Genomic DNA, 25150 nt, shown 5'->3' with positions numbered 1-25150 from the left:
CGCTAGCGGCATGTCGAGCGTTCGACAATCCGATCGTCTGATCGTCGGATTGTCTACAATCAGACGAGCGCGCGGCGTCCTGCCCGGACGTACCCGGTGCGGCGTGCTCGCCGAAAAGCCGCGGTGACCAGCACAGACGTCGCCCGACCGCACCGCCGCCCGACCCGCGCGGCCGGACCCGCGCACCGACCACCGGAACGCCCGAGACAGGGGAAAGACAGGGGATGATGTGATACCGGATCGTGACCTGGACCCCGACCCGACCGCCGCGGCACGCCGCACGACCCCACGGAAGGAGTACCGATGAGCCCGACCTCCCGCGCGCCGCTCGGCACCGCACCGTTCCTCTCTCCGGTGACGCGCCCCTCGACGGTCGACCTCATCGCCCGCGAGCTCCGCGACGCCGTGTACTCCGGCGCCCTGCGCGTCGGTGCGCCGATCCGCGAGGTCGAGATCGCGAGCCAGCTCGGCGTGAGCCGCGGGCCGTTCCGCGAGGCCGCCCAGCGGCTCGTCCAGGAAGGGCTCTTCACGTCCACCCCCGGCCGCGGTCTCAGCGTCGTGACCATCGGCCGCGACCGCATCCCCGCCCTCTACGCCGCCCGCACCACGGTCGAGACGACGGCCGCCCGGCTGGCCGTGGCCCGCGCCACGGACCCGGAGGTCGCCGTCGTGCGCGACGCGTACGACGCCCTCGTCGAGGCCGGGCGCTCGCAGGACGCCCGCCGCATCGGCGACGCAGACCTCTCGCTGCACTGGTCGCTCGTCGCGGCGGCGGGCAACCCGTGGCTGCTGCGCTGGATGACCACCCTCATCGTCGAGGTGCGGGTCGCGAGCTTCACCGTGAGCGACGAGTACGCGGTGCGCCGGGACTCGGCCGAGTCGCACGCCGACATCGTCGAGCGGCTGGAGGCCCGCGACGTTGACGGCCTCGTCGCGGCGATCACGGCAAACCTCGCCGCCGCGGTCGAGCGGCTCACCGCCCCGCAGGAGGCCGACGTCGAGACGCTCGAGGAACCCCACCCCGTCCCCCCGCCGCGCCTCGACCCGATCGAGCCGACGGGCCTCTGACCGGCGCCTTTCCCGGCGCGGGCGAGCGCCGCGCGCGCCTCGTCAGCGGGTCAGCCCCCACAGGAGCAGCGCGACGACGACGGTCCAGGCCGGGACGAGGAGCACGCCCAGCAGCCGCACCCGGAGGTCGGCCCGCCGACGCCGCGCCGTCGAGGCCGAGTCCTGGAGCGGCGCCACGACGGGGTCCGCGTCGTCGGGCCGCCGGGTGCGGGACACCTCGACGGCCACGCCGGCGGCGAGGAGCGCGACCCCGGCGGCGCAGGTGGCCGCCGCGGGCAGCGCGACCAGCGCGCCGCGGAGCAGGACGAACGGCACGACGAGCGCCGCCGACGCCGCCCCGAACGCGAGGGTGCCCACGACCGGCCGGCGGACGAGCACCCGCAGCACGGGCTCGGAGCGCCACGCGAGCAGCAGGACCGCACCCCCGAGCGCGGCCGCGGCGAGCACCTGCCCGACCGTGACCTCCACCGCGCCGCCCGGGGCAAGCTCCGGCACGGACCAGAGCGTGAGGAACATCCCCGCGAGCTGGACGAGCGTGGGGAGCACAGCACGGACGACCGCCGACGAGCCCTGTCCGGGGCTGCGCGGCAGCCCGAGCGACCGCGCGTACGCGACCGGGTCGCCGAACGCCTCGTCCGCCGTCGCCCCGCTCTCGGCGCAGTGCGACTCCACCTCGCTCAGGGCCTCGCCGATGTGGTGGCCCGCGACGCCCTCGATCCTCAGCTCAAGCAGCATCGCCTCGGCCCAGCGCGGGTCGACGTGCGGCGCGAGCTCGCGCTCGACGGCGTACCGGCGGGCGTCGCGCCGCTCCTGGGCCGTGGTCGTCATCGGGTCCCCTCCGTCGTGGTCGTGCGCGGCGCGCCGCCGCGGACGAGCCGGAGCGTCGTCGCCGTGAACTCCTCCCAGCGATCGCCGGACCGGCGCAGCTCCTCGACCCCCGCGGGGGTGAGCGCGTAGTACTTGCGACCCGGGCCGCCCTCGCCGGGGCGCCACTCGGCGACCACCCGCCCGGCGTCCTCGAGCCGCTTGAGCAGCGGGTAGAGCGTCCCGCCCTTGACCGGGCCGAGACCGCCGTCCGCGAGCGCCGCGGCGATCGCGTAGCCGTAGGTGGGGCCGTCCGCGAGCACCCGCAGCACGCACACCGCGAGGACGCCGCGGAGCCATTCGCCGGGCCAGTCGGGATCGTGGGGCACGACTAGACAGTATCGCTGACTAGATCGGCAGACAACCTACATCGCCAGGAGACCTACCGTAGTCGGTGGGTGACCGTCCGGTAGCGCAGGCCGGTGGACGACGTCGCCCACTCCCCCGTGGCGGTCCGCCACCCCGCGGGGACCTCGGGCGCGACGGTGTCGCCGTCCACGACGAGGTCGATCTCCGTGACGACGCAGCGGTCCGCCCGCCCGATCGTCGCCGTGTAGAGCTGCGCGCCCCCCATGACCCACACCTCGCCGTCGGGCCCGGCGGCGTCGCGGGCGACGGCGAGCGCGTCCTCGACCGACCCGGCCACGTGCACCGGTGCGTCGGGACGGCCGGGCGCGGGGCCGTCGTCGGGCACCCACCCGGCCTGCCGGGTGACGACGACGTTCGCCCGGCCGGGCAGCGGACGGAACCGGGGCGGGAGCGAGTCCCAGGTGCGGCGCCCCATGACGACGGAGTGACCCGACGTGACGCGCCGGAAGTGGGCGAGGTCCTCCGGCAGGTGCCACGGCATGGTGCCGCCCGCGCCGATGACGGGTCGCCCGGCGCGGTCGCGCGCCTGGGCCCAGATCAGTCCGAGCATCAGACGGCGATCGGTGCCGTGATCGTCGGGTGGTGCTGGTACCCGACGACCTCGATGTCCTCGTACTCGTACGCGTCGATCGAGTCGCGCGGGGCGAGCGTCAGCGTCGGCGAGGGGTAGGGGTCGCGCGCGAGCTGCTCGCGCACCTGCTCGACGTGGTTGTCGTAGATGTGCACGTCACCGCCGGTCCACACGAAGTCGCCGACCGCGAGACCGGTCTGCGCGGCGACCATGTGGACCAGCAGCGCGTACGAGGCGATGTTGAACGGCACGCCGAGGAAGAGGTCGGCCGAGCGCTGGTAGAGCTGGCACGAGAGGCGGCCGTCGGCGACGTAGAACTGGAACATCGTGTGACAGGGTGGCAAGGCCATCCGATCGATCTCCGCGACGTTCCAGGCCGACACGACGTGGCGGCGCGAGTCGGGGTTCGACCGGATCTGCTCGATCACCTGCGCGATCTGGTCCACGTGGCGCCCGTCCGGCGTCGGCCACGAGCGCCACTGCACGCCGTAGACCGGCCCGAGCTCGCCGTCGGCGTCCGCCCACTCGTCCCAGATCTTCACGCCGCGCTCCTGGAGCCAGCGGACGTTGGAGTCGCCCCGCAGGAACCACAGCAGCTCGTACGCGACCGACTTGAGGTGCACGCGCTTCGTCGTGATCAGCGGGAACCCCTGCGACAGGTCGAACCGGACCTGCCGGCCGAACACGCTGCGCGTGCCCGTCCCCGTCCGGTCGCCCTTCGGGGTCCCGTTCTCCAGGACGTCCCGCAGGAGGTCCTCGTAGGGCGTCGGAATGGGGGTCGGGATCGGCGTCTCGTCGCTCACCACGGCGCCAGTCTAGGTGGGCAATGACGAGCACGCCGCAGCGCACGTGATGCACGCCCGCCCCACGGAGGTGCGAGGATCGGGCCATGACGACCCAGCCTGCCGACGACTCCCTGAGCCCCGCCGCCGAGGCCGAGCGCGACGTGCCGCCCGCCTCGCCCGCCCCGACCGATCCGCTGTGGGTGGAGCGGACGGGCACGCGCACGTACACGGGCTTCTCGGGGCGCGGCGCGCAGGTGTCGATCGGCCCGGCGAGCGAGGGCGCGGTGTTCACGCCCGGTGAGCTGTTGAAGATCGCGCTCGCGGCGTGCGCGGGCATGAGCACGGACCAGACGTTCGCGCGACGCCTCGGCGACGACTACCAGGTGACGATCCGTGTCGAGGGCGCCAAGCTCGTCGAGGAGGACCGCTACCCGACGATCACGGGCACGTACGACATCGACCTGTCGTCGCTCGACGACGACGTGCGCGACCGGCTCGTCACGGTCGCCGCGCGAGCGATCGACAAGGCGTGCACGGTAGGACGCACGGTCAAGGCCGGCGCGGAGGTCGAGTACCTCTTCCAGCCGGAGGGGTCCGGGCGCGAGGTCCAGCCCCAGGGATGACGGGAGGCGCGATGGCGCACGAGCAGGAACCCGCACGGGGCACGACGCCCGACGGCACGCCCGACTACGGGACGCCGGGCGCGCCCCACGGCCCCGCGGGCACGGTGGTGACGTCGCAGGACCTTCCCGGGTCGCAGGACGCGGTGGGGACGCAGGACGCCGCCGAGTGGGGGTCGTACCGGCCCACCCCGCTGCTCGACGCCGCGCTCGACAAGGCGGTGACGATCCCGTCGCAGGTCGTCCGGTCCCACGTGGACGCGGTGCGGCGCCGCAACCCGGAGGCGGGCCCGGCGGAGGTCATCCGCATCCTGGAGCGCGAGTACCTGCTCGTCATCCAGGCCGCGGGCGGCGCGGTGGGGGCGGCGGCCGGGTTCCCGGCCGTCGGCACCGGGGTCGGGGTCGTGCTGACGACGAGCGACATCGCGACGTTCTTCGCGTCGTCGGCCGCGTTCTCGCTCGCCGTCGCGGACGTGCACGGCATCGCCGTGGACGACGTCGCGCGCCGCCGCGCCCTGCTGCTCGCCTCGGTGCTCGGGGAGAAGGGCGCCCGCGACGTCGAACGGGCCGCGCAGGGCTCGGGCCTCGCCTGGGGGAAGGTGCTCCTCACGCGCATGCCCGCCGGGACGCTCGTCAAGGTCAACAAGGCGCTCGGCAACCGTTTCCTGCGCACGCAGCTCGCGAAGCAGTCCGGCCTCGCGCTCGGGCGGCTCGTGCCGTTCGGGATCGGCGCGGTCGTCGGGGTGGCCGGGGCGCGTGCGCTCGGCCACGGCGTCGTCGCGCAGTCGCGTCGCGCGTTCGGGCCGCCCCCGTCGACGTTCGGTCGCCTCCTGGAGGTCGTCGAGGCGCCGACCGAGGACGCCCGCCCCACGCTCGTGCCGGTGCCGGAGAACGCCGCACCGCGCCGCGGTCGCCGCTTCCTGCCGCGCCGTCGTACGAAGCACGACCCGACCCGCGACGCCGAGTGACGACGCACCGGGTCGCCGTCGGTCGCGAGCTGCCCGTTGCGGCGAGCGTCGCGTTCGCGTGGGTCGCCGACCCGCGCACGCACCCACGGTTCATCCCCCTCACGCGCATGGCGACGCCCGCCGCTCGAGGCCCCGAGGTCGGGGACCGGTTCGCGATGGTCAGCGGTCCGGGCGTCGCGCGCGGGTGGCGCGGGTTCGTCGACCGCATGGTCGTGACGTCGGTGGAGCGCCCCTCCGCGGCGGCGGGCACGACCGGACGCACCAGCGTGCGCAAGGAAGGACCCGTCCTGCTGGGGGACGCCGGGTTCGACGTCGAGCCGCTGGACGCCGGACGCTGCCGCGTCGTGTGGTGGGAGGAGGCCTACCTCGCCGGACCGCTCCCCCGCGCCGTCACCGCCCCGCTCGTCGGGCTCGCGCTGCGCGTCATGATGCACGTGTCGCTGCGTCGGCTCGACGCACGGCTCGCGTCCCACGCGGCCTGACCCGCGCCCCGACCCGCGCCCCGACCCGCGCAGCCCGTGGACGTACCGAACCCCGGGTTGTGCGGCACGGACGACTGTCGGTGCCGATCAAACCGGGGTTCGGCGGGGAGGGGGCCGGGGGTCAGTCCCGCTCGTCCTCCCCGGGTGCGTCGTCCACGGGTGCGTCCTCGACCGGGTCCGTGGTCGCCGGGCCGGCGAGGACGAGGTAGAGGTCGCGGCGGGTGCGCTCGAGCAGCTCGGCCGCGGCCTTCGCCTGCTCGTCGGTGCCCGTGCGGGCGACCTGGTGCACGGCGGCCGCGACGGCCTCGACCCCGGCGCGCAGCGCGTGGCGCGAGCGCCCGCCGCGGTCGGCGGCGTCGGCGAACGGGTCGCCGAGGGTGTCGCCGTGCTCCGCGACGTGCGCGGTGCCCGCCTCGGTCAGGGACGCCATGCGCCGCCCGCCCTCGGCGGAGAGCTCGACGAGCCCTTCGTCCTGGAGGAGGTTGAGCGCCGGGTAGACGGCGCCCGGGCTCGGACGCCACTGGCCCTCGCTGCGCTCGCCGATCTCCTGGATCAGCTGGTAGCCGTGCATGGGCTGCTCCGCGAGGAGCAGGAGGATCGCGGCGCGGACGTCGCCGCGACCGGCGCGGCGCGGTCCGCGGTGGCCACGGTGGCCGCCGCGCCCGCCCGGACCGAACCCCGGACCGAACCCCGGGCCGAAGCCGGGACCAGAGCCCGGTCCGCGGCCCTCGGGGCCGCCGAAGCCGCCGTGGCCGGGGCGGCGCGCGCCGCCCCGGCCACGGCCGGAGGGGACGTCGCCGCGGAACCAGGCCGCGTCGTCGGGCACGGGCGGGAAGCCGTCACGGCGACGGCGGCCCGGGCCGCGCCCGCCCCCCTGCTCGCCGAACGGCTGGGACATGGTCTCGGGGCGACGGCCCCGGTGCTGGTGTGCGTGGTTCATGGGTGCTCCTGAGGTGTGTGTCGGGGACCCGGGACGCGTCCGCCCGGGTGGAGGGCCGGGCGCGACGGGTGTCGCGTCGTCCGGCCGGGTCGCGGTCCTGGTCGGGGGTCCGGAGACTCGGGACCAGGCAACTCAGCGATACGCTGACGATATATCGACAGAGTATCGCTGTCAACGCCGAGATCGGTGAGCGCGGCGCCGGGCCGCCCGCACCGCCCGGACGTACGCTGGCAGCCAGCACGTCCCCGGGCGGCCACCCACCGCCCGGCGCACCCCGGGCCGACACCCGTGGCCCGGCTCACCGAGGAGGCGGCGATGCACGCAGACCACCGGCGGCACTACCTCATGTGCCGGCCGACCTACTTCACGGTCAGCTACGAGATCAACCCCTGGATGGACCGCAGCCGACCCGTCGACACCCCGCTCGCCGTCGCCCAGTGGGAACGCCTGCGCGACACCCACCGCGACCTCGGGCACACCGTCGAGACGATCGACCCCGCCCCGGGGCTGCCCGACATGGTCTACGCCGCGAACGGCGCCACCGTCGTCGACGGGCTCGTCTACTCCGCGAGGTTCCGGCACCCCGAGCGCGGCCCCGAGGGCCCCGCCTACCTCAAGTGGTTCGCCGACCACGGGTACGTCACCCACCTCGCCGAGCACGTCAACGAGGGCGAGGGCGACCTGCTCGTCGCGGGCGACGTCGTGCTCGCCGGGACGGGGTTCCGCACCGACCGGGCCGCGCACGCCGAGGCCGCCGCGCTGTGGGGGCGCGAGGTCGTCACGCTGGAGCTCGTCGACCCGCGCTTCTACCACCTCGACACCGCGCTCGTCGTGCTCCGCGGGAACCAGGGCGGCCGTCCGACCGCCCCGGCGAGCGCCCCGGGCGCCTCGGCCGGTCGCGCGGCCGGCCCGGGGGTTCAGCACCCCGGCCTCCTGGGCGACCCGCCCGACGTCGCGTACTACCCGCAGGCCTTCTCCCCCGCCTCCCAGGAGGTGCTGCGCGACCGCTTCCCCGACGCGCACCTCGCGTCCGAGGAGGACGCCGTCGTCCTCGGGCTCAACGCCGTGAGCGACGGGACGCACGTCGTGCTCAACCCGCGCGCCGAGCACCTCGCGGGCGCGCTGCGCGAGCGCGGCTACGAGACCGTCGGCGTCGACACGTCCGAGCTGCTGCGTGGCGGCGGCGGGGCGAAGTGCTGCACGCTCGAGGTCCGCCCGGCGCGCGACGGGCACGCGTCGTGACCGCGCAGGACGTGCGCCGCACGGCCCGACCCGCACCGGGCGGCACCCTCGCGCACAACTACCACCCGCTGCCCGTGACGATCGCGACCGCCGACGGCGCGTGGGTCACCGACACGGCCGGGCGCCGCTACCTCGACCTCCTCGCCGGGTACTCCGCCCTGAACTTCGGCCACCGCCACCCCGCCCTGGTCGACGCCGCGGCGCGCCAACTCGGCCGCGTCACCCTCACGTCGCGCGCGTTCGACCACGACCTCCTCCAGCCGTTCGCCGACGCGCTCGCCGCGCTCGTCGGACCGCTCACCGCCGGGGGCGGCGAGCGCGCGGACGGGAGCGTCGCCGCCGGCCCGGGCACGAGCGTGCTCCCCATGAACACGGGCGCCGAGGCCGTGGAGACCGCGATCAAGACCGCCCGCAAGTGGGGGTACGACGTGCGCGGCGTCCCGCCCGGCGAGGCGACGATCGTCGTCGCGTCCGGCAACTTCCACGGACGGACCACGACGATCGTGTCGTTCTCCGACGACCCCGACGCGCGCGACGGCTTCGCCCCGTACACGCCCGGCTTCCGGGTCGTGCCCTTCGGCGACGCGGACGCCGTCGCCGCGGCCCTCGACGACACGACCGTCGCCGTGCTCATGGAGCCCGTCCAGGGCGAGTCGGGCGTCGTCGTGCCACCGGACGGGTACTGGCCCGCGCTGCGTGCGCTCACCGCCGAGCGCGACGTCCTGCTCGTCGCCGACGAGATCCAGTCCGGGCTCGGCCGCACCGGCACGACCCTGGCGTGCGAGCTGTGGGACGTGCGCCCCGACCTCGTGACGCTCGGCAAGGCGCTCGGCGGCGGGGTCGTGCCGGTCTCCGCCGTCGTCGGGCGCCGCGACGTGCTCGACGTCCTCACGCCCGGCACGCACGGCTCGACGTTCGGCGGCAACCCGCTCGCGTGCGCCGTCGCGCTCGCCGTCGTCGACCTCCTGCGCACGGGCGAGCCGCAGGCGGCAGCACGCTCGCTCGGCGCGGTGTTCCGGGCGCGCCTCGACGGGCTCGTGGACGCGGGGCTGCTCGAGCGGGTGCGCGGCGTCGGGCTGTGGGCCGGTCTCGACCTCGACCCCGCGCGCGGGACGGGGCGCGACCTGTGCGAGGCGCTGCTCGCGCGCGGCGTGCTCGCCAAGGACACCCACGGCTCCACCATCCGCCTCGCACCCCCGCTCACCCTCACCGCGACCGACCTCGAGACCGGCCTGTCCGCGCTGGAGGACGCGCTGACGGCGCTCGCGCACGGTCGGTAGAGTCCGGAGGGTGACCACCGCCGCGCACCCGTCCGAGCCCACCGACACCACCGCCGCGACCACCGCCGACCCCGCCGCGCTCGCGGCGTCGCTCGACGACCTGCGCCGCGCGTACGCCGACCTGCAGGCCCTCGGCCTGCGGCTCGACCTCACGCGGGGCAAGCCGTCCGCGGAACAGCTCGACCTGTCCGAGGCGCTGCTCGCCCTCCCGGGCGAAGGCGTCCACACGGACGACACCGGCACGGACGTGCGCAACTACGGCGGCCTCGACGGCCTCCCCCAGCTCCGGCGCATCTTCGCCGAGCTGCTCGGCGTGCCCGTCGACCAGCTCCTCGCCGCGGGCAACGCGAGCCTCACCCTCATGTATGACACCCTCGCCGACGCCGTGCTGTACGGCGTCCCCGGGTCGACGCGCCCCTGGGGCCGCGAGGAGCGCGTGCGGTGGATCTGCCCCGTGCCCGGCTACGACCGCCACTTCGCCGTGTGCGAGGCCCTCGGCATCGAGATGATCACCGTGCCCATGACGCCCGACGGCCCCGACGCCGAGGCCGTCGCCGCGCTCGTCGCCGACGACCCGAGCATCAAGGGCATGTGGGTCGTGCCGACGTACGCCAACCCCGACGGGTCGGTCGTCACCGACGACGTCGCCCGGCGCCTCGTGTCCATGCCGACCGCCGCCCCCGACTTCCGCATCCTGTGGGACAACGCCTACGCGCTGCACCACCTCACGCAGGACGAGGTCACCACCGCCGACGCGATCGGGCTCGCCGCCGAGGCGGGCAACCCGGACCGGGTCGTCCTGTTCGCCTCCACGTCGAAGATCACCTTCGCCGGGGCGGGCGTCGCGTTCCTCGCGTCCTCGCCCGCGAACGTCGCCGCCCACCGCACCCACCTGTCGTCGCGCGCCATCGGCCCCGACAAGGTCAACCAGCTCCGCCACGCCCTGTTCTTCGGCGACGCCGAGGGCGTGCGCGCCCACATGCGCAAGCACCGCGACATCCTCGCGCCCAAGTTCGAGGCTGTCACCGGCATCCTCGCCGAGCGCCTCGGCCCGTGGGGCGTCGGGTCGTGGACCGACCCGAAGGGCGGCTACTTCGTCAGCCTCGAGGTCCCCGCCGGGACCGCGTCGCGCGTCGTCGAGCTCGCGAAGGCCGCAGGCATCGCCCTCACCCCCGCCGGCGCCGCCTACCCGTACGGCAAGGACCCGCAGGACACCGTGCTGCGCCTCGCCCCCTCGCTCCCCCCGCTGGACGAGGTCCGCGTCGCCATGGACGGCGTCGCGACGTGCGTCCTCCTCGCCGCGGCGGAGCAGGCCGCGAAGTAGTACCGCGGTCCGCCGAGGGAGTAACTCGGGAACCTTGGTACTCACCCCGGGCGCGGCGGTTCCGCTCCTGACGAATCTCACTGGCCACGTGTGGGTGGCGCGGCGCACGATGGAGGTCGCGCACCACCGATGAGTTCCGCCGGCCGCGACGGTCGGTGGTGGGTGGCCCGGGGCTCCGGGCGGCTCTGCGACGGCCAGGAGGGGACATGACCGCGACCAGCGACCTCGCGATCGAGGCGCGAGGCCTCGTCAAGCACTTCACGTCCGGGAAGTCCGTGACCAAGGCGGTCGACGGCATCGACCTCGCCGTGCCCGAGGGAACCGTCCTCGGTGTGCTCGGACCGAACGGTGCGGGCAAGACGACGGCCGTCCGGATGCTCGCCACGCTGCTGCAGCCCGACGCGGGCACCGCGACGGTCCTCGGCCACGACGTGGTGCGCGACGCCGACAAGGTGCGCTCCGTCGTCGGGCTCACCGGCCAGTACGCGTCCGTCGACGAGGACCTCACCGGCACCGAGAACCTCGTGATGCTCGCCCGGCTGTACGGGTTCCTCGGAGGGTCCGCGCGACGCCGCTCGGCCGACCTGCTGGACGCGTTCGGCCTGGGCGACGCCGGGGACCGCCAGGTCAAGACGTACTCGGGCGGCATGCGTCGACGGATCGACCTGGCCGCGAGCCTCGTCATGAGCCCGCGCGTGCTGTTCCTCGACGAGCCGACGACCGGCCTGGACCCGCGCAGCCGCAACCAGGTGTGGGACATCGTGCGCGTGCTCGTCGCCGACGGCGCGACCGTGCTCCTCACGACGCAGTACCTGGAGGAGGCGGACCAGCTCGCGGACAAGATCGCGGTGATCGACCACGGCAACGTCATCGCCGAGGGCACCGCGACGGAGCTCAAGCGGTCCGTCGGCGAGGGCGCCGTCCATCTGCGCCTCGCGGACTCCGCGCAGCGGACGCAGGCCGCCGAGATCGTCGGGCGGGTGCTCGGCACCGACGTCTCCCTCGCGAACGACCCGTACGCCCTCTCCGCACGGGTGCCCGACGACGGCGCCACCGCCGTCGCCGGGGTCCTCCCCGCGCTCGGCGACGCGGGCATCGTCGTCCCGGAGTTCACGCTCGGGCAGCCGAGCCTCGACGAGGTGTTCCTCGCCCTCACCGGCCAACCGGTCGACGAACCCGACACGACGATGGAGGAGGTGGCCTGATGGCGACCGAGCCCACCACCACCGCTGCGGAGCTGCGCGCGCCGGAGGCCGGGGCGCTCCGTGAGGCCGTGGCGCTGGAGACCCGACCGAGCAGGCCGTCGCCGGTGTCCGCGACCCTCACGTACACGTGGCGCGCCCTGCTGAAGATCAAGCACGTCCCGGAGCAGCTGTTCGACGTCACGGTGTCGCCGATCATCTTCACGCTCATGTTCACGTACCTGTTCGGCGGGGCGCTCGCCGGCGACGTGCAGAGCTACCTGCAGTTCCTGCTCCCCGGGATCCTTGTGCAGGCCGTGCTGTTCACGACGATCTACACCGGGTACACGATGAACACGGACATCTCGAAGGGCGTGTTCGACCGGTTCCGCTCGCTCCCGGTGTGGCGGCCCGCACCGATCGTCGGCGCGCTGCTCGGCGACACGGTCCGCTACACGATCGCGTCCGTGGTGACGCTCGCGCTCGGCCTCGTCCTCGGGTTCCGCCCCCCGGGCGGCGCCGTCGGGGTGGTCCTGGGCGTCCTGCTGCTGCTCGTCTTCTCGTTCGCGCTGAGCTGGGTGTTCACCGCCCTCGGGCTGGTCCTGCGGTCGCCCAACGCCGTCATGGGCACGTCGATGCTCGTCCTCATGCCGCTGACCTTCGCGTCGAACATCTTCGTCGACCCCTCGACGATGCCGACCGTGCTGCAGCGCTTCGTCGACGTCAACCCCGTCACGCACCTCGTCACCGCCGTGCGGAGCCTCATGGCCGGCGACCCGGACCTCAGCGGCATCATGTGGGTGCTCGTCGCGTCCGTCGTGCTCACGGCGGTCCTCGCGCCGATCACGATGCGCCTCTACCGCAACCGCAGCTGACCCGGCACGGGGCGGCGTCTCAGCTCGGCGGCGCCGCCTCGTCGTCGCACTTCTTCGTCACGACCATCACGGGGCACGCGGAGTGGTGCAGCACGGCCTGGCTGGTCGAGCCGAGCAAGAGGCCGCGGAACCCGCCGCGCCCGCGCGACCCGACGACGATGAGGTCGGACGCGGTGGAGAACTCCGTCAGGAGCTCGGCACCCGTGCCGTCGAGGACGATCCGCTTGATCGTCAGCCCGGGGTTCTCGGCCTCGTGCCGGTCGATGATGACGTTGAGCCCCTCCGTGACGTCGGCGAGGACCTGCTCGTGGTCGATCGAGGCAGGGAGCCAGGCGAGCAGCCCTGCCCCGGCGCCGACGGGCACGCCGGCCACGGCGACGAGCTGTGCGTCCCATGCCTGCGCCTGGCGGATCGCGTGCCGCAGGGCGATCTCGGCCGAGGGAGAGCCGTCGACCCCGACCACGATGCGTCGCAACGGGCCGATCGGCGGCAGCCCGGCCTCGTCGGCGCCCTCCGTCGTGCCCTGCGGCCGCAGCGGGACGACGACCGTCGGGCAGTGGGCGTGCGCGGGGAGCGCGGACGAGACCGTGCCGAGGAGCCGTTCGGTGAACCCGCCGCGGCCTCGGGTCCCGACGACGGCGAGCGAGTGCTCGCGGGACATCTCGACGAGCACGCCCGCTGCATCACCGGTGGTGACGGTCGCGCTGGTCCGGACCCCGGCCGCCTCGGCTCGCGCCTGGGCCTCCTCCAGCACGGCCCGGGCGCCCTCCTGGATGGCCGAGTCGTCGAGCGCGGCGTAGCCGCCGTCGAGCGACGCCGCGGTGAACGACGGGAGCGAGTAGGTGCACACGATGTGCAGGGACCAGCCGACCCGCTGAGCGTAGGCGGCCGCCCAGTCGAGGGCGTGGAGGCTCGGGGCCGAGCCGTCCACCCCGACGAGGACGGTGTCGGTGCGGGTCATCGATGACGCTCCTCTCGTGGGGCACGTGCCACCGGACGACCAACCTAGCCCGAGAAGAGCCCCGTGTCCGTCCGCGACAGGTCACGAACACGTCAAGAATGCCACGAACCCCGCCCTGCCGCGACAAGCGGTGTGGACGGGGTTCGAGGACCCGGACGCTCGTGAGAGCGCGCGCGGTGCTGTGGTCAGGCGACGCGGATGAACGTCGGGTTCGACTGCCAGATCTGACGGAACTGGATCGTCTTGCCGGGGCGCGGGGCGTCGATCTGCATGTTGTCGCCGGCGTAGATGGCGATGTGGCCGGGCGTCCAGATGAGGTCGCCGGGCTGGGCCTGCGAACGCGGCACCTTGGTGCCGACCGAGCCCTGCGCGCCCGAGGTGCGCGGCAGGCTGATGCCGACCTGGGCGTAGACGTAGCTCGTGAAGCCGGAGCAGTCGAAGCCGTCGGGCGTGGTGCCGCCGTAGACGTACGGGACGCCCACGTAGCGCGCGGCGATCGAGACGATCGTGCTCCCGTGCGCGGAGGCGGGCGCGGAGACCGCGGCCTCTTCCTGCGCGGGCGCCTCGGCCTGCGTGGACTGGCGCTCCTGGGTCCGGCTCGTCTGCTCGGTGCGCTCGACGACCGGCTCCGGCTCCGGCTCGGGCTCCGGCTCAGGGGCGGGAGTCACCTTGACGGGGGCGGCCTCGATGGTGAACGCGGCGTCGGCGGCGACGGTCACGGTCGGGGCGGCCTCGAGCGCCTGACGCGCCTGCGCGGTGAGCGCACTGAGGTCGACCGAGTTGAGCTTGGGCTCGCTGTCGACGGGGGCCGCGGTGGCGGGCGCCGCGGCACCGATCATCGAGACGATCAGCCCGGACGAGGCGGCGACGACGGCGGTCCGGCGACCGACGGTGGACACCTGGTCCGACGCGGCCTGGGCGATGGTGGTGAGTGGCGTCATGGGACGCCGCGCCGCGCGGTGGCGGGCGCGAGTCGTGCTCACGGTCACTGTAGGTCTCCTGTACGCCTGCGAGGTCAGCTGTCGGGTTCGGGTGGGAGAAAGCACCCGGCCCTGCAGACCGAGGTCTGCCGGGCTTCACCCCAAGGACACTGTCACCAGCGCCCGGAAGTGGGTCCCCCGTCCCTGTCGTAGGTCGTCGTGGACCTCGGGCGGCGACAGGGTTCGGCGTTCCGCTCGAGGACTCCGTCGGAGAGATTTTCCGGTGGAGCAGGACGACCGTACATGACGCCCCCGCAAAAGTCACGTTCCCATTACGACATGGCTAGAACGAACCCGTCGTCGCAGGTCAGGTAGCCATTCTCCCCGGATGTCCGGCTAGGCGCGGGCCACGAACAGGTGACGCGCGACGTCGTCGGGCAGGTCGAGCTCCACCGACGCGCCCCGCCCGCGCACGACGACGCCCGGGCCGTCGCGCCGCACCGTGACCGTCCGCCGCGGGAGGACGCCGGCCTCGGCCAGCCCGGCGAGGAGGTCGACGTCGACCTGGACGGGCTCGGCGATGCGGCACAACACCACGTCCACCTCGTCCTCACCCGCGCCGACCTGCTCGAGGTGCGCCGGGAGCGAGACCACGCCGTCGAGGAACTCGACGTCCTCGCAGGGCTCCCCCAGCTCGGCGAGACCCGGGATAGGGTTGCCGTACGGGTCCTCGTGCGGGTGGTCGAGGAGGGCGACGAGACGCTCCTCGACGAGCTCGCTCATCACGTGCTCCCAGCGGCACGCCTCGGTGTGCACGTGCTCCCAGTCGAGCTTGATGACGTCCGTCAGCAGGCGCTCCGCGAGGCGGTGCTTGCGCATGACGCGCGTCGCCTTGTCGTGCCCGGCCGTCGTGAGCTCGAGGTGGCGTTCCCCCGTGACGACGACGAGACCGTCCCGCTCCATGCGGGCCACCGTCTGCGAGACCGTGGGGCCGGAGTGCCCGAGCCGCTCGGCGATCCGGGCACGCAGCGGGACGATCCCCTCCTCGACGAGCTCGTAGATCGTCTTCAGGTACATCTCGGTGGTGTCGATCAGATCGGTCACGTCGGCTCCCCTGTCGTCGGCTCGGGCCGCCCTTCGGGCGCACCTGCCCGTCCGGGCGGGCCGTCGGGCCAGTGTATGACGATCCGCTGACGCTCCCGGGAGGGATTCGCGGGACTGCGCCGACGCTCCCGTGACACGGACCCCGTCAGCCCTGGATCGACCGCCCGGTCGTCCTCCGCGCGCGCGTAGGGTGACGCTGTGACCGAGCCCGCGCGCCCCGCCGACGTCCGCCCCGCCGACCCCGCCACCATCCGGGTCCCCGCGGACCTGCTGCCGTCCGACGGGCGCTTCGGCTCCGGTCCCAGCAAGGTCCGCTCCGCCCAGGTGCGGGCCGTGGCCGACGCCGGCACGAACCTTCTCGGGACGTCGCACCGCCAGGAGCCCGTCCGCGCGCTCGTGCGCCGCGTGCGCGAGGGGATCGCGACGCTCTTCGACGTGCCGGACGGGTACGAGGTCGTCCTCGGCAACGGCGGGTCCACGTCCTTCTGGGACGTCGCGACCGCCTGCCTCGTGCGGCGCAAGGCCCAGCACGCCGCGTTCGGGGAGTTCGGCGCGAAGTTCGCCGCCGCGACGACCGCAGCACCGTTCCTCGACCCGTCGCAGGTGATCTCCGCACCGGCCGGGACGGTCGCGCACCTCGCCCCCGCCGACGACGTCGACGTCCACGCCACGCCGCACAACGAGACCTCGACGGGCGCGATGGCGCCCGTGCGCCGCGTGCCCGGGTCCCGCGAGCGCGGTGCACTGACCCTCGTCGACGCGACGTCGGGCGCGGGCGCGCTCCCCGTCGACGTCGGCCAGACCGACGTCTACTACTTCGCCCCGCAGAAGGTCTTCGGGTCGGACGGCGGCCTGTGGCTCGCCGTCTGCTCCCCCGATGCCCTCGCGCGAGCCGACGAGGTCGAGACGAGCGGCACCCGGTGGGTGCCCGAGTCGCTCTCGCTGCGCACCGCGGCGGCGAACTCGCGCCAGGACCAGACGCTCAACACCCCGGCGGTCGCCACGCTCGTCATGCTCGCGGAGCAGGTCGACTGGCTGCTCGGCAACGGCGGCCTCGCCTGGGCCGCGGGTCGCTCCGCCGAGTCCGCAGCGCACCTCTACGGCTGGGCCGAGACGCGCGACTGGGCGACGCCGTTCGTCGCCGACCCGGCCGAGCGCTCGACCGTCGTCGGCACGATCGACCTCGACGACGCGGTCGACGCGACCGCCGTCGTCGCCGCGCTGCGCGCGAACGGCGTCCTCGACGTCTTCCCCTACCGCAAGCTCGGCCGCAACCAGCTGCGCGTCGCGATGTTCCCCGCGATCGAGCCCGACGACGTCCGCGCCCTCACGGCGTGCGTCGACCACGTGGTCGAGCGACTGGCCTGAGGCCGCGCCGGCCGAGCCGAGGAGGTCGGGCGAGGGTCGTCGTCACTCTCCTCGGACCGGCGAGCGACGCCGACGGGCAGGGTCGCTGGCGGTGCTCGGTCTGGGGGTGCGAAACCGGTGGACGCACGCCTGCGATTCGCGACGGAAGGGCGACCCGTCACCGACGAACGGGCTCCCGGCCCCAGTCGAAGAAGCGCACACCGAGGGCGACGAGAAGTGCTCCCGCGAGAATGAGCACACCTGCCGCGACCGGCAGGGGGAGCACGGGCGGCGACCCTGTCAACAGGCTGTCGAGCGAACGCACGAACCATGTCGTCGGCAGCGCGTCGATCGCGAGGGACAACGCGCGAGGGACGGAGTCCGTCGGGATCACGCTGCCCGCCGTGAAGAGCACGACCACCGGCACCACGCCTCCGACCTGCAGCGCGAGGTCCGGATCGCGCATGCGGGCGCCGAGCAGCAGGCCGAGACCCAGCAGCATGGCGAACCCGCCCCCCACGACGCCGAGCAGCGCGGGGAGCTCAGCCGGAGTCAGGAGTCCGCGGGTGGCCGCGAGGGCGACCACCACCGCCGTCTCGACGAACGCGACACCCGCACGCACAGGAACCTGGCTCCCCAGGATCGCTGCCCGGGGGACGGGAGTCGTCGCGAGGAGCCGCAACGTCCCGCGGTGACGCATGGTGGCCAGTGACAACGCGGTCCCCGAGACCGCGACGGTTGCCAGGCCCACGACGAGGAGGACCGCGAGGTTGTCGTCGAGCACCGTCGATCGGACACCCGTCGCCTTCCCCACGAGGTGGTCGACGAGAGCGCTCACCGCCAGGAGACACCCGAAGGAGACGAGCATCGCGACAACGGCGCGGTTGCTCCGGAACAGCTCCGACGCCATGCCGCGCGACAGCTCCACAACTGCCGAGGAACGGACATCACGACGCACGGGTCAACGGTTCCCACGTGCTGAGCCGAAGGACTCCGGGGCGACGCTGAGCTCCAGGAAGAGCTCCTCGAGCGTCCCGCGTCGGATCGCGAAGTCTGATGCCGAGACGCCTCCGGTGAACGTCACCCGACGCATCACGGCGTCCGGCTCGGAGGTCCGCACGCTGACCCGACACGTCCGGCCAGTGCGGTCCACGGTGACGGTGCCGGGTTCCCCGAGGCTCTCGAGCAGCGCGCGCTCGGTGTCCGCACCGACCGAGAACGACACGACCGCGTCAGCGTTCCGTTGCCGGACCAGCTCGTCGGGCGCGTCGAGCGCGACGAGCCGCCCCCCGACGACGATGCCCACCCTGTCGCAGAGCTCGGTCGCCTCGTCCATGTGGTGCGTCGACAGCACGACGGTCGTACCCCGTCGCCCGAGCTCCGCGATGACCGTCCACAGTGCACGCCGGGCAGCAGGGTCGAGACCGGCGGAGGGCTCGTCCAGAACGACGTTCTCCGGGTCGGAGATCAGCGCGACACCGAGCAGCAGCCGCCGGAGCTGACCGCCGGACAGGTTCTTCACCCGGGCGCGGGACTTCTCCTCCAGGCCGATCTGCTCGATCACCTCGTCCGGAGTCAGCGGGCGGGCATGGAAGGACGCGAAGAGGCGGAGCGTCTCGCGCACCGTCAGCGTGTCGAAGAGGCTGGCCGACTGCGGCTGGACCGCGAGGCGGGCGGTGACCGTGGCCCGGTCGACCGCGGGGTCGATCCCGAGAACGCGTACGGTCCCCTCGTCCGGGTCGCGCAGCCCCACGAGGCACTCGATCGTCGTCGTCTTCCCCGCCCCGTTGGGACCGAGCAGGCCGAAGATCTCACCCCGGGAGACGGCGAACGTGATGCCGGCGACCGCGCGGACGTCGTCGTACCGCTTGACGAGTCCGTCGACCTCGATGACCTTCTCGCCGCCCTCGCCTTGCACGTCGCCCCCCTGCACCTGGTTCACCTGTCCCCCTGGTCCCACACGAACCTCCGCGCCGCGAACCAGCCGGAGGTGACGGTCACGACGGCCATCAGCCCCCACAGCACGGGAACGCTCGCGAAGGCCTAAGTCCCGGCGAGGTCGACCCCGAGTGCGGCGATCAGCCACGTGGTCGGAATTGCGTTGCACACGACCTGCACCGCGTCGGGGAGCAAGCCGACCGGGATGATCCCTCCGCCGGGCGCGATGAGAAGAAGGGGCAACGTGGCCATGGCCTGCTGCGCCGTCTCCGCGCTGCGGGCGCGTGCCGCGAAGAGCAACGCCAGTGCGAAGAGCATCGCGATGCCGAGGATCATGGTGACGGCGAGGCGCCCGGCGCCCGCGCCGCCCGTGTAGCCGGCGGCCGCAGCGATCACCAGGACGACGAGGCCCTCCCCGGCGGCGAGCACGACACGCACCGGCAGCATCGACAGGAGGAACAGCCCGCGGGGCACGGGTGTGGTGCCGAGCAGTCTGAGCGTGCCGCGCTCGCGCAGGGCGACGAGCGGAACCGCCGTACCGAGGAACGCGATGCTCATGAGGCCGACCCCGAGCGCGGTTCCCAGGTTCAGGCGGACGAGGTCGACCTGCGCGGCGCCGTCGGCGAAGGTCGCGTCGAGCACGAAGACGACGACGAGGTAGAACGCGAACACGAAGACCGTCGCGAGCCCGGTCCGGGGATCACGGACGAGGTGCCGCCCGTTGACGACGGAGAGCTCGACAAAAGAAGAACGCGTCGCAACCGCTCGTTCGTGCACACCGGCCCCCCGCCAGTCCCCCGTCGCCCCACTGCCTCGGGCCGTGACGCCGGAGAGTCAACAGCGCGAGGCGTCGGACTGTCAAGAAGTCGGTTTTGCGATGTTCGTGGAGGGCGTGGGGACGAGCACCCGTGGTCAGGCGGCTCGGGCCGCCTCCTCGGCGTCCTCGGCACCGAGCCGGCGACGGGTCTCGGCGCGGGCTCCGCTCTCCACGGCGGTGCCGCCGTCGAGGTAGCGCACGACGAGGTGGGGTCGCTGCAGGACGCGGTAGCGGACCTCGAGGTGCCAGTTGCGCACGGCCCACACGGCCGCCCCGACGGACACGAGCGCCGCGGTGATCGACCCGACGCCGATGGCCCAGCGAGGTCCCCACGCCTCGGCGATCCACCCGACGACGGGCGAGCCGACGGGCGTGGCGCCGAGGAAGACGATCATGTAGAGGGACATGACGCGTCCGCGCATGACGGGGTCGACGCTCATCTGGATGGTCGAGTTGGCCGCGGTCATCATCGTGAGGGACGCGAGGCCGACGGGGATGCACGCGACGGCGAAGCTGGGGTAGGTCGGCATGAGCGCCATCGCACCGGTGGCGACGGCGAAGCCGAACGCGGACCCGATGACGAGCCGGACGCGGGGCCGTTCGCGCCGCGCGGCGAGGAGCGCGCCGGTGAGGGAGCCGATGGCGAGGATCGAGCCGAGGATGCCGTACTCCCCCGGGCCCATCCCGAACTCGACCTTCGCCATCATCGCGGAGGTGAGCTGGAAGTTGAGCCCGAACGTCGACACGACGCCGACGACCACCATGATGACGACGATGTCCGTGCGGCCGCGCACGTAGCGGATGCCCTCGCGGATCTGCCCCTTGCTCCGTGGCACGCTGGGCAGGGCGTGCAGCTCGCGGGTGCGCATGGCGCCGAGCGCGAGGATCGTCGCCGCGAAGCTCACGCCGTTGACGACGAAGATCCACCCGGTGCCGACGACGGCGATGAGCAGGCCGGCGACGCCCGGGCCGATCAGCCGGGCCGCGTTGAACGACGCGCTGTTGAGCCCGACGGCGTTGGACAGCTTGTCGGCGGGCACCATCTCGGCGACGAACGTCTGCCGTACCGGGTTGTCGAACGCGGTGACGACGCCGAGCAGGGTGGCGAAGACGTAGACGTGCCAGAGCTGGACGTGGCCGGAGAGCACGAGGGCGCCGAGGCCGAGCGCGAGCAGTCCCATCGCGCCCTGCGTGGCCATGAGGAGCCGACGTCGCGGGAGCCGGTCGGCGAGGAGGCCCGCCCACGCGGACAGGGCGAGGACCGGCGCGAACTGCAGCGCTGTCACGATGCCGACGGCCACGCCGGACTCGTCGGTGAGGTCGGTGAGGACCAGCCAGTCCTGGGCGATGCGCTGCATCCACGTGCCGACGTTCGCCACGAGGGCGGCAGCGAACCAGACGCGGTAGTTGAAGTACTTGAGGGAGGTGAACGTCGCGCTCATCGGGCGGCGATCCTGATCAACAGCTCACTGGCGCGGGCCAAGGTCTCTCTCTCGTCGGGGGCGAGGGCGGTCAGCTGCTGCGTGAGCCACGCGTCGCGTCGGCGCCGGGTCTCGGAGACCTCGTGCGTGCCGGTGTCCGTGAGGCGGACGACCACCTGGCGCCGGTCCGTGGCGTGCTCGACCTTCTCCACCAGGCCGAGCTCGACGAGGCGGTTCACGGCCCGCGTCATCGACGGCGGGCGCACCCGCTCGTGCTCGGCGAGCGCCCCCGGCGACATCTCGCCGTGCTTGTGCAGCACGGTGAGCACGCCGAACTGTCCTTCCGGGAGGTCGGCCTCCCCGCGCTGCGAGCGCAGTCGACGGGAGATGCGGGTGAGGGCGACGCGGAGCTCGCCGCCGAGGGGTGCGGGACGACACTGGTCGCGCGTGGGCGCAGCAGGGTCCGCAGCAGGCATGATGCTTACCCTAACTCATTACCTCGGGTAAGGACAGGCCCGATCAGGGGACGTACGACACCACGACCTGCCCGTCGCCCCGGACCGAGAGCGCCCCCGCCGCGTGCGGGACGAACACCGACTCGCCCCGGGAGAGCCGCAGCGCGCCGTCGGCCCCCGCGGCGAGCTCCAGCTCCCCGGCGAGGCACAGGACGACGCGCGGGCCGGCGTCGGGCAGGGCGAGCGCGCGGTCGCCCCGCACCTCGCCCGTGACGAGCGCGAACTCGGGGACCGAGGCGCGGTACGTGGTGAGGCCGGAGACGTCGTCGCGCACGACCCGCGGCCGTGCCGCGGGACCCGGGAGGCACGTGGCGCACTCGAGGAGGGCGTCGACGTCGACCCGCTTGGTCGTCAGCCCGGCACGCAGCACGTTGTCGGAGCTCGCCATGACCTCGACCGCGCACCCGGACAGGTAGGCGTGCACGTGGCCCGCCGGGACGAACATCGACTCGCCCGGCTCGAGCGTCACGCGGTTGAGCATGAGCGACACGACGGCGCCCGGGTCGCCGGGGTGCTGCTCCGCGAGGGAGAGCACCGTCGCGTCCGCGCGCCGGGACGTGCGGGGCCCGGGACCACCGGCACGCCCCGCCCGGTCCCGGACCGACGCGACGGTCCGCGCGAGGTCCGCCGCCAGGCCCGGCTCCGCCCGGGCGTGCAGCGCGAGGGTGAACGCGGCCCGGATGCCGGGCTCGGTCGGCCGTGCCTCGATCTCCGTGCGCATCCTCGCGACGAGGTCGCCGTCGAGCCCGTCGAGCAGCTTGAGGATGCGGGCGGGGCGGCGGAAGCCCGAGAGCCCTTCGAACCGGGAGACGGCGACCACCATCTCGGGCTTGTGCTGGTCGTCGTGGAAGCTGCGCTCCGGCGAGTCCCGGGGCACCCCCTCCCGGTTCTCCCGGTTGAACCCCGCGCGCGCCCGGTGCGGGTGCGGGTGCACCTGCAGGGACAGCGCGCGGTCCGCCGCGAGCACCTTGAGCAGGTACGGCAGGCGGGGGCCGTACGTGTCGAGCACGCGGGTGCCGAGCACGCCCACCGGGTCCGCCCGCAGGAGGTCCAGGAGCGTGCCCGACACCGCCCCGCCGGGGTCGCCGCCGGAACCGGGCACCGCGGTCACCCGGGAGGGCGCCAGCACGTGCGCGCCCATCCACATCTCGGCCGCGGGCCGACCGTCGACCTCCGCGCCCAGGAGACCCTGGATCGCGGTGGTCGACCCCCAGTCGTACCGCTGGACCGTGTTGTCGAGCCGGTAGAACGCAGCCGTCCGCCGCACCGCCCCCGTCATGCCGCCGCGTGGGCCTACAGGCCCAGCGCCTCCTGGATCGGACCGAGGAGGAAGTAGACGACGAACATGGCCGCCGCGACCCACATGAGCGGGTGGATCGCCCGCACCTTGCCCAGCGCGAGCTTGATGACGACGAACGCGATGAAGCCCGCCCCGATGCCGTCGGCGATCGAGTAGGTGAACGGCATGACGATGATGGTGAGGAACGCGGGGATCGCGATCTCGACGTCGCGCCAGGAGATCCCCGCGACCTGCGTCATCATGAGGAACCCGACGAAGACGAGCGCCGGCGCGGCCGCCTCGTAGGGCACCAGCGCGACGAGCGGCGACAGGAACGTGGTGAGCAGGAACGCCACGCCGGTGACGACGGCCGCGAGGCCGGTGCGCGCCCCCTCGCCGACGCCCGTGGTCGACTCGACGTAGCTCGTGTTCGACGACACCGACCCGGCGCCGCCCGCCGCCGCCGCGATCGAGTCGACGACGAGGATGGCGCGCGTGCGGGGCGGGTTGCCCTGCGCGTCGAGGAGACGACCCTCGGCACCGACGGCCACCATCGTGCCCATCGTGTCGAAGAAGTCGGCGATGAGAAGGGAGAAGACGAGCAGCACGACGGTGACGAGCGCGATGTTCTGGAACGACCCGAGCAGCGAGAACTGCCCGATGAGGCCGAAGTCCGGCACGTCGACGACCCCGTCGAACGTCGGCGCGTTGAGGTTGAAGCCGTCCGGGTTCGATCCGTCGGGCGCCTTCGCCCCGATGTGCAGCGTGTTCTCCAGCACGACGGCGAGCGCGGTCGCGGTGAGGATCGAGACGAGCAGTGCACCCTTCACCTTGCGGACCCACAGGACGATCGTCAGCAGCAGACCGACGACGAACACGAGCACCGGCCACGTGCCGAGGTCGCCGAGCGCGAGGAGCGTGCCGCTGCCGGCGGTGACGAAGCCCGCGTTGACGAGGCCGATGAGGGCGATGAACAGGCCGATGCCGACGCTGATCGCCGTCTTCAGCTCGACGGGGACCGCCTTGAACACGGCCTCGCGGAACCCGGTGAGCACGAGCAGGAGGATGATGAGGCCCTCGATGACGACGAGGCCCATGGCGTCCGCCCACGTCACGCCCGGCAGGGACGCGATCGAGTAGGCGACGACCGCGTTGAGGCCGAGTCCCGCGGCCAGGCCCAGCGGGAAGTTGGCGAACACGCCCATCGCGATCGTCATGACGCCCGCGACGAGCGCCGTCGCGGCGGCGACCTTGCCGAAGTCCGGCTCCGCCCCGCCCCCGAGGAACGCCCCCGTCCCGTCCTGCACCGTCCCGATGATCAGGGGGTTGAGGACGACGATGTACGCCATGGCGAAGAACGTGACGAGACCGCCGCGGATCTCCGCGCCGACGGTCGAGCCGCGCTCGGTGATCTTGAAGAAGCGGTCGAGCGCGTTCGAGGCAGGCGGCGGGGCCTGCTCGTCCTCACGGACGGAGGTGGGGGAAGACATGGGGAGAATGCTGCCAGAGCCAGGTTTCGACACGGTAACGACGCGCCCTCAGGCAGCCCCGAGCCGGACGAACGGTGGTGACGCGTCGGTGAACGGCGCGTCCGCGCGCCCGTCCCGGACCGGACGGGCGTCCTCGGCGGTCCGCAGGTCCGTCGTCGTGCGCGGGACGCCGCCCGCGAGCTGGAGGTCGTGCAGCGCGTCGAGGATGCCGACGGCACGGGGGCCGAGGGCGCCGTCGGGCACCCCGTAGAGCAGTCGCGCCGGGCGCAGCGTGTCGAGGACCGCCCGCCCACGACGGTGCTCGTCGGGCACCCACACGACGGTCGCCCGCACGCCGTCGGACGCGAGCGCCGCGGCGAGCAGGTCCGCGGTCCCGCACGGGACACGGTCCCGGCCGACGACGAGGTCGCCCGGCCCGAGGTGGGGGGCGAGCTCCTCGAGCGCGACGAGCATCGCCCGGGCGCGCGCGGTCGCGTCGCCCGACGGGTCGTCGACGGCCGGGTCACCGCACGCGCGCGGGGCTCCCCGCCCGGTGCACAGGACGTGGACCCGGGAGCCGGCGAGCGCGGTCCGGTCGCCGGTGACGCGCAACCGCCCGCTCACGAGCGCGAGGGCGAGCAGCCGGCGCAACCGGGGCTCCGTGGAGAGTGGGCCGTCACGCAGGGCGCGGCGCGCGGCCCGGTCGGGCTCCAGGGCGACGACGTCGTGCCCCGCCGCGGCGAGGCAGGCCGCGTGCAGCACGCCGCGCCGACCGCAGCCGACGACCGAGACCCGCACGGTGCACCGCCC

General features: G+C 73.8%; 26 protein-coding genes and 1 riboswitch. Of the genes, 10 read left to right on the top strand and 16 right to left on the bottom strand.

Features of this window, described 5'->3' with window-relative positions; all coding sequences use genetic code 11:
• Positions 1-303: 303 nt before the first annotated feature.
• Positions 304-1068, top strand: coding sequence for a GntR family transcriptional regulator (locus LGQ04_RS10450; RefSeq protein WP_229243643.1), 765 nt, complete (start codon positions 304-306; stop codon positions 1066-1068).
• A 42-nt stretch (positions 1069-1110) separates the two neighbouring features.
• Here the strand turns inward: LGQ04_RS10450 and LGQ04_RS10445 are convergent, their stop codons facing one another.
• Genes LGQ04_RS10445 through LGQ04_RS10430 form a run of 4 tightly spaced genes read right to left on the bottom strand, consistent with a single transcriptional unit; the run spans position 1111 to position 3675 of the window.
• Positions 1111-1896 carry a hypothetical protein gene (locus LGQ04_RS10445; protein ID WP_229243642.1) on the bottom strand — a complete coding sequence of 262 codons (786 nt, stop codon included), beginning with the start codon at positions 1894-1896 and terminating at the stop codon, positions 1111-1113.
• Positions 1893-2261, bottom strand: a complete 369-nt coding sequence (locus LGQ04_RS10440; RefSeq protein WP_229243641.1) for a PadR family transcriptional regulator — start codon at positions 2259-2261, stop codon at positions 1893-1895. The genes LGQ04_RS10445 and LGQ04_RS10440 overlap by 4 nt, the downstream gene beginning before the upstream one ends.
• A 53-nt stretch (positions 2262-2314) precedes the next feature.
• Positions 2315-2851 carry a dihydrofolate reductase gene (locus LGQ04_RS10435; RefSeq protein ID WP_229243640.1) on the bottom strand — a complete coding sequence of 179 codons (537 nt, stop codon included), beginning with the start codon at positions 2849-2851 and terminating at the stop codon, positions 2315-2317.
• Positions 2851-3675, bottom strand: coding sequence for a thymidylate synthase (locus LGQ04_RS10430; RefSeq protein ID WP_229243920.1), 825 nt, complete (start codon positions 3673-3675; stop codon positions 2851-2853). The genes LGQ04_RS10435 and LGQ04_RS10430 overlap by 1 nt, the downstream gene beginning before the upstream one ends.
• Positions 3676-3761: 86 nt before the next feature.
• On the opposite strand from LGQ04_RS10430, the gene LGQ04_RS10425 reads away from it, so the two are divergent.
• From LGQ04_RS10425 to LGQ04_RS10415, 3 genes are read left to right on the top strand one after another with little or no spacing between them, the layout of a single operon-like run.
• Positions 3762-4280: an OsmC family protein gene (locus LGQ04_RS10425; RefSeq protein WP_229243639.1), complete on the top strand. Its 519-nt coding sequence runs from the start codon at positions 3762-3764 to the stop codon at positions 4278-4280.
• A gap of 11 nt (positions 4281-4291) precedes the next feature.
• Complete coding sequence (locus LGQ04_RS10420; RefSeq protein ID WP_229243638.1) at positions 4292-5245, top strand: hypothetical protein; 954 nt, start codon at positions 4292-4294, stop codon at positions 5243-5245.
• Complete coding sequence (locus LGQ04_RS10415) at positions 5242-5727, top strand: SRPBCC family protein (protein WP_229243637.1); 486 nt, start codon at positions 5242-5244, stop codon at positions 5725-5727. Before LGQ04_RS10420 ends, LGQ04_RS10415 begins: the two co-directional genes overlap by 4 nt.
• A 121-nt stretch (positions 5728-5848) precedes the next feature.
• Here LGQ04_RS10415 and LGQ04_RS10410 read toward each other — a convergent pair whose 3' ends face one another.
• Positions 5849-6667, bottom strand: coding sequence for a PadR family transcriptional regulator (locus LGQ04_RS10410; RefSeq protein ID WP_229243636.1), 819 nt, complete (start codon positions 6665-6667; stop codon positions 5849-5851).
• 315 nt (positions 6668-6982) lie between these two features.
• Here LGQ04_RS10410 and LGQ04_RS10405 point away from each other — a divergent pair, with 315 nt between their 5' ends.
• The 5 genes from LGQ04_RS10405 to LGQ04_RS10385 all read left to right on the top strand — a co-directional run bounded on the left by LGQ04_RS10405 (position 6983) and on the right by LGQ04_RS10385 (position 12569).
• Positions 6983-7909, top strand: coding sequence for a dimethylarginine dimethylaminohydrolase family protein (locus LGQ04_RS10405; protein WP_229243635.1), 927 nt, complete (start codon positions 6983-6985; stop codon positions 7907-7909).
• Positions 7906-9189 carry an ornithine--oxo-acid transaminase gene (rocD, locus tag LGQ04_RS10400; protein WP_229243634.1) on the top strand — a complete coding sequence of 428 codons (1284 nt, stop codon included), beginning with the start codon at positions 7906-7908 and terminating at the stop codon, positions 9187-9189. Before LGQ04_RS10405 ends, rocD begins: the two co-directional genes overlap by 4 nt.
• A gap of 10 nt (positions 9190-9199) precedes the next feature.
• A complete protein-coding gene (locus tag LGQ04_RS10395) occupies positions 9200-10513 on the top strand; it encodes an aspartate aminotransferase type Ic (RefSeq protein ID WP_229243633.1) in 1314 nt (437 codons plus the stop codon).
• Positions 10514-10719: 206 nt separating this feature from the next.
• On the top strand, positions 10720-11718 hold the full coding sequence (locus LGQ04_RS10390) for an ATP-binding cassette domain-containing protein (RefSeq protein ID WP_229243632.1): 999 nt from the start codon (positions 10720-10722) through the stop codon (positions 11716-11718).
• A complete protein-coding gene (locus LGQ04_RS10385) occupies positions 11718-12569 on the top strand; it encodes an ABC transporter permease (RefSeq protein WP_229243631.1) in 852 nt (283 codons plus the stop codon). The genes LGQ04_RS10390 and LGQ04_RS10385 overlap by 1 nt, the downstream gene beginning before the upstream one ends.
• A 19-nt stretch (positions 12570-12588) precedes the next feature.
• Here LGQ04_RS10385 and LGQ04_RS10380 read toward each other — a convergent pair whose 3' ends face one another.
• The 3 genes from LGQ04_RS10380 to LGQ04_RS10370 all read right to left on the bottom strand — a co-directional run bounded on the left by LGQ04_RS10380 (position 12589) and on the right by LGQ04_RS10370 (position 15554).
• Entirely contained in the window at positions 12589-13530 is a 942-nt protein-coding gene (locus LGQ04_RS10380) for a universal stress protein (protein WP_229243630.1), read from the bottom strand.
• A gap of 185 nt (positions 13531-13715) precedes the next feature.
• Positions 13716-14519, bottom strand: a complete 804-nt coding sequence (locus LGQ04_RS10375) for a C40 family peptidase (RefSeq protein ID WP_229243629.1) — start codon at positions 14517-14519, stop codon at positions 13716-13718.
• Positions 14520-14709, bottom strand: a riboswitch (cyclic di-AMP (ydaO/yuaA leader). It lies immediately after the preceding gene.
• 137 nt (positions 14710-14846) lie between these two features.
• Positions 14847-15554, bottom strand: coding sequence for an iron-dependent transcriptional repressor DtxR (locus LGQ04_RS10370; protein WP_229243628.1), 708 nt, complete (start codon positions 15552-15554; stop codon positions 14847-14849).
• A gap of 198 nt (positions 15555-15752) precedes the next feature.
• Here LGQ04_RS10370 and serC point away from each other — a divergent pair, with 198 nt between their 5' ends.
• On the top strand, positions 15753-16922 hold the full coding sequence (gene serC / locus LGQ04_RS10365) for a phosphoserine transaminase (protein WP_229243627.1): 1170 nt from the start codon (positions 15753-15755) through the stop codon (positions 16920-16922).
• Positions 16923-17079: 157 nt separating this feature from the next.
• Here the strand turns inward: serC and LGQ04_RS10360 are convergent, their stop codons facing one another.
• The 8 genes from LGQ04_RS10360 to LGQ04_RS10325 form a co-directional block, all read right to left on the bottom strand.
• A complete protein-coding gene (locus LGQ04_RS10360; RefSeq protein ID WP_229243626.1) occupies positions 17080-17859 on the bottom strand; it encodes an ABC transporter permease in 780 nt (259 codons plus the stop codon).
• Positions 17860-17862: 3 nt separating this feature from the next.
• Complete coding sequence (locus tag LGQ04_RS10355; protein ID WP_229243625.1) at positions 17863-18843, bottom strand: ABC transporter ATP-binding protein; 981 nt, start codon at positions 18841-18843, stop codon at positions 17863-17865.
• A 101-nt stretch (positions 18844-18944) separates the two neighbouring features.
• A complete protein-coding gene (locus LGQ04_RS10350; protein WP_229243624.1) occupies positions 18945-19616 on the bottom strand; it encodes an ABC transporter permease in 672 nt (223 codons plus the stop codon).
• A gap of 135 nt (positions 19617-19751) precedes the next feature.
• The gene (locus LGQ04_RS10345) at positions 19752-21098 is read right to left on the bottom strand and encodes an MFS transporter (protein ID WP_229243623.1); all 1347 of its coding nucleotides are present in this window, start codon (positions 21096-21098) and stop codon (positions 19752-19754) included.
• Complete coding sequence (locus tag LGQ04_RS10340; protein ID WP_229243622.1) at positions 21095-21553, bottom strand: MarR family winged helix-turn-helix transcriptional regulator; 459 nt, start codon at positions 21551-21553, stop codon at positions 21095-21097. Before LGQ04_RS10340 ends, LGQ04_RS10345 begins: the two co-directional genes overlap by 4 nt.
• A gap of 43 nt (positions 21554-21596) precedes the next feature.
• Positions 21597-22871, bottom strand: a complete 1275-nt coding sequence (gene manA, locus LGQ04_RS10335) for a mannose-6-phosphate isomerase, class I (protein WP_229243621.1) — start codon at positions 22869-22871, stop codon at positions 21597-21599.
• A 14-nt stretch (positions 22872-22885) separates the two neighbouring features.
• Positions 22886-24361 (bottom strand): NCS2 family permease, encoded by a 1476-nt coding sequence (locus LGQ04_RS10330; protein ID WP_229243620.1) that lies wholly within the window; start codon positions 24359-24361, stop codon positions 22886-22888.
• 48 nt (positions 24362-24409) lie between these two features.
• Complete coding sequence (locus tag LGQ04_RS10325; protein ID WP_308016392.1) at positions 24410-25138, bottom strand: hypothetical protein; 729 nt, start codon at positions 25136-25138, stop codon at positions 24410-24412.
• Positions 25139-25150 lie beyond the last annotated feature (12 nt).

Origin of the sequence: Cellulosimicrobium marinum (assembly GCF_020551945.1) — a bacterium.
Lineage (GTDB): Bacteria > Actinomycetota > Actinomycetes > Actinomycetales > Cellulomonadaceae > Cellulosimicrobium > Cellulosimicrobium marinum.
Note: the sequence above shows the minus strand (reverse complement) of the source record. Positions and strands in the feature narration are given on the sequence as shown.